Source organism: Neobacillus drentensis, from assembly GCF_036966985.1.
Taxonomy (GTDB): Bacteria; Bacillota; Bacilli; order Bacillales; family Cytobacillaceae; genus Neobacillus; species Neobacillus drentensis_E.
On record NZ_JBALSN010000434.1, the window covers coordinates 1 to 3,764 of the forward strand.

The 3,764-nt window shown below is 38.0% G+C and carries 6 protein-coding genes; 5 read left to right on the plus strand and 1 reads right to left on the minus strand.

Features of this window, described 5'->3' with window-relative positions; translation table 11 throughout:
* Positions 1 to 167 precede the first annotated feature (167 nt).
* The gene (locus V7659_RS24380; protein WP_335542725.1) at positions 168 to 551 is read left to right on the plus strand and encodes a hotdog fold thioesterase; all 384 of its coding nucleotides are present in this window, start codon (positions 168 to 170) and stop codon (positions 549 to 551) included.
* A 153-nt stretch (positions 552 to 704) separates the two neighbouring features.
* On the plus strand, positions 705 to 1,328 hold the full coding sequence (gene kapD / locus V7659_RS24385) for a 3'-5' exonuclease KapD (protein ID WP_144554647.1): 624 nt from the start codon (positions 705 to 707) through the stop codon (positions 1,326 to 1,328).
* A 38-nt stretch (positions 1,329 to 1,366) separates the two neighbouring features.
* On the opposite strand, the gene V7659_RS24390 is transcribed toward kapD, so the two are convergent.
* Positions 1,367 to 1,747, minus strand: a complete 381-nt coding sequence (locus V7659_RS24390; RefSeq protein ID WP_335542726.1) for a kinase-associated lipoprotein B — start codon at positions 1,745 to 1,747, stop codon at positions 1,367 to 1,369.
* A 116-nt stretch (positions 1,748 to 1,863) separates the two neighbouring features.
* On the opposite strand from V7659_RS24390, the gene V7659_RS24395 reads away from it, so the two are divergent.
* The 3 genes from V7659_RS24395 to V7659_RS24405 all read left to right on the plus strand — a co-directional run bounded on the left by V7659_RS24395 (position 1,864) and on the right by V7659_RS24405 (position 3,523).
* A complete protein-coding gene (locus tag V7659_RS24395; RefSeq protein WP_335542727.1) occupies positions 1,864 to 2,607 on the plus strand; it encodes a peptidylprolyl isomerase in 744 nt (247 codons plus the stop codon).
* Positions 2,608 to 2,700: 93 nt separating this feature from the next.
* The gene (locus tag V7659_RS24400) at positions 2,701 to 2,910 is read left to right on the plus strand and encodes a hypothetical protein (protein ID WP_335542728.1); all 210 of its coding nucleotides are present in this window, start codon (positions 2,701 to 2,703) and stop codon (positions 2,908 to 2,910) included.
* Between the two features lie 85 nt (positions 2,911 to 2,995).
* Entirely contained in the window at positions 2,996 to 3,523 is a 528-nt protein-coding gene (locus V7659_RS24405) for a superoxide dismutase family protein (protein WP_335542729.1), read from the plus strand.
* Positions 3,524 to 3,764 lie beyond the last annotated feature (241 nt).

Here is a 3,764-nt window from a genome sequence, read left to right on the forward strand (position 1 = left end):
ACCCTGGGGCTTTTTATCCCGGCTACGGTGCCCCTTATTATTACTAAAATGAAAAAACAGCTCTTGGGCTGTTTTTTTATGCGGAAAATGATGAATTAAAGGAAAATTAGTTAAAAAGGCGAATAGTTTATATAGATGACATTTGTTTACATATAGGAGGAACTTAAATGATTGAAAATACATTGCTACATTCTCTAGGAATTGAGGTTACCTTAGTCGAAAAAGGAAGGGTTATAGCGACCATGCCTGTGGATGAGCGGACTCGCCAGCCATTTGGATTACTGCACGGCGGTGCATCTGTTGCTTTGGCCGAAACAGTGGCTAGCGTAGGAGCCTATGAATTGGTAGATAAAGAAACGGAGGCTGTCGCGGGTCTAGAGATTAATGCCAATCATGTTCGGCCAAAAACTGAGGGAGAGGTTACAGCAATTGCAACTGTCCTATATCAAGGAAAATCAACTCAAGTCTGGGATATTAAAATTACCGATGAGCAAGACCGCATGATTTGTGTGTCTAGGTGTACGATGGCTGTCATTAAGCTAAAAAAATAATGATATTCCTTTTAACTATATTATTGATTTAAAATTTAAAAAATTTACTTTAATTTCATGTTATAATATAAAAAAAATAGAAAAAAAGCACAATTTTTTGTACATGTTTCTTTATATAATGTAGTAAGAGTAAACGTAAAGGTGGTGAAATTGATGAGGGCAAGGCGGCAACATTTATTTATCGATTTTGAGTTTACAATGCCTGAACGGAATGTTCGCATGAAGGATTTTTATGCGGAAATTATCGAAGTTGGAATTGTTGCAGTCGTTGATGATCAAGTAACAGAACAGTTTTCATCCTTTGTTACTCCACTTAAATTCCCAAAACTAACTGAACGCTGTAAATCCTTTTTACATATCTCTCAGCAGCAGGTAGACAAGGGTTTATCTATTTTTGAACTTGTTAAGAAATTGGAGGAATTCAATAAGCATAATTATGAAACAACCATTGTTACTTGGGGAAATATGGATATGAAGGTGCTTCGTCATAATTGTTTAAAGGCAGGGGTTGCATTTCCGCTAAAGGCTTCGGAGTTGGATCTTTCCATGGAATATAAACGATTCTTTGGTGATCAAAATCAAACGGGACTTTGGAAGGCAGTTCAGGAATACGGGAAAGAAGGGACAGGCAAACATCATCGTGCACTTGATGATGCGTTGACTACCTTTAATATATTCAAACTCGTTGAAAAGGATAAACGTTATTTAGAAAAACCAGAACCAACGACAATTGGGGATCGGATTGATTTCTCAAAGTTATTAAATGAATTCGCATAAAAGGCCAAATCATTCAAACTGATTTGGCCTTTAGCGTTTTAAATTTTATAATCTTTTTCAAGCGATTCCAAGGCTCTCAGACTCATTTCAGCCCACTCTGAAGGTGCTTCCGCTAACTCCTGTTTCATTTTCGCTAACGCCTCTTTTAATGACTCCTTATAATCGGGAACCTCATTCTCAAAGGGCTTGACCATTTTGAGGGGAATATTTGCTTGCTCACGATAACTGAGTGCTTTTCTCTCATGAAAAATAAGTACATCTGCATCCTTAGGACTATGTAAATCTCCTTGCATGGGATGTTTAAGTACAGCTAGAACTCGTACTAAATAATGCTGCGGGCGTACCTCTGTTATTTCACCAATATATTTCCCTGTTTTATAAATAGCTGTTACAATACTACCAATTTGTAATTCTGACACAAAAAAACACCCCTTTCACTTTTCCCCTTTTATTTTAATATGAAACATAGTAAATTAAAAACAATGTGTGAAATAATTTTATTTCGGTTAAAGTGAAAAAATTGGAGGAATGATATATGAGAAAGAATCTGCAATTCTTACTAACATTATTTACAATTGTTCTAGTTTTGGCAGCATGTGGGACAAGCACGGAGAAAGAAGATGCAACAAGCAAAAAGACCACGCCTAAGACGGAACAGAAGGAAGGGGACCAAACCGTGTCAAATGCTGTCTATCCTCAGCTTTCAACAGAGGTGCTAGATAATGAAAAGGTCGTTGAAATGGAAACGTCAATGGGAAACATAAAAATCAAATTGTTTCCTAAATATGCCCCAAAAGCAGTTGAAAACTTTATTGAACATGGTAAAGAAGGCTACTATGATGGACTAATTTTTCATCGGGTCATTAAAGATTTCATGATCCAGGGCGGCGACCCGAATGGCAATGGTACTGGCGGGGAAAGCATTTACGGCCAGCCTTTTGAAGATGAATTTTCAAAAAACCTTTACAATCTCCGCGGTGCCTTATCAATGGCTAATTCAGGCAGCAATACAAACGGAAGTCAGTTTTTTATTGTGCAAAGCTCGTCACTGGATCCAGCCATGAAAGAACAAATGGAAAAAGCAGGATATCCAAAAGAAATTATTGAAGCATATGATAAAAACGGTGGTACACCATGGCTTGATCATCGTCATACTGTTTTTGGACAAGTGGTTGAGGGCATGGATATCGTGGATAAAATTGCTAACACACCTGTTGGCGCCCAGGATAAACCTGAAAAAGATGTAATCATTAAGAAAATAAAGGTGATAGAAGAATAACAGTTATAGGTAAATTGAGAAAGTGGTATGAAATGTTTTTTGTTGCTATAATGAATTATTAGAGCAGTTCCTTTAGAGAAAGGGAGAAGAAAAATGTTTCATCCATCGGTACTTTCATTATTTTTATACTTTCCGGAAGATAAATCGGAATATATACCTGCTGCGATCACCTTTGTGATTTTCCTAATTGGAGCCTTTCTAACGATGCGCGTCATCATTTTGGTCTCCAAACGCGAGGCTAAAAAGGCAAAAGAATTAGAAGAACAATTGAAAAATCAAGAGCACTCACCAAGGAACAGTTAACCCAAATACTGTTCCTTTTTCATTGGATAAAGGAGAGCGGGATTGTTCATACTAAGGGCAAATTGTCTAGTGTGGGGGGATACATATGAAGAAAAGCTGGATGATCATTCCACTGCTACTTCTAACAGGATGTACGGAAGAGAATGTCAAAAAGATTGATGTGGAGATGTATAATGCTGTCGGCGATTCTCTTGGCAAAATAAAGGTAGCTGAGCAATCTAGCGGTGTAAAATTATCAGTAGATTTAAAAGGCCTGCCTGCTGGGGAGCATGCGATTCATATCCATGACAAGGGAAAGTGTAAAGCTCCAGATTTTAAATCAGCAGGAAACCATTTTAACCCCGATAAAAAGGAACATGGACTTCTTCACCCAAAAGGTGCTCATGCAGGCGATCTGCCTAACCTAATTGTTGAGGATGATGGGGCAGTTAAGGCAGATTTAATGGCACCTAATGTCACCTTAAAAGATGGAAAGACATCACTTTTTACAAAAGAGGGTACCACGATCGTCATCGATGAAGGAAAAGATGATGGCATGACACCGCCTTCGGGGGATTCTGGAAAAAGGATTGCCTGTGGTGAAATTACAAAAGATAAAAAAGTGGGTCAATAGAAGACAGGATGAGAGATATTATTACTTGGCAGGCTATCAACTACGTGTGATAGCCTTTTTCATTGAATTTTTTTCTTATAAATAGGTAGGGATCTATGCTTATCCTAATAGTGGACATACACTAGCATGGAGACGGTTTAGGAGGCGATAATATTGGAAAAAAGACAATTCTTTGGAGGATTTCCGGGACAACCTGGTTACCAGCAAATGGGCTATCCACAAATGGGAGGCTACCCGCAAA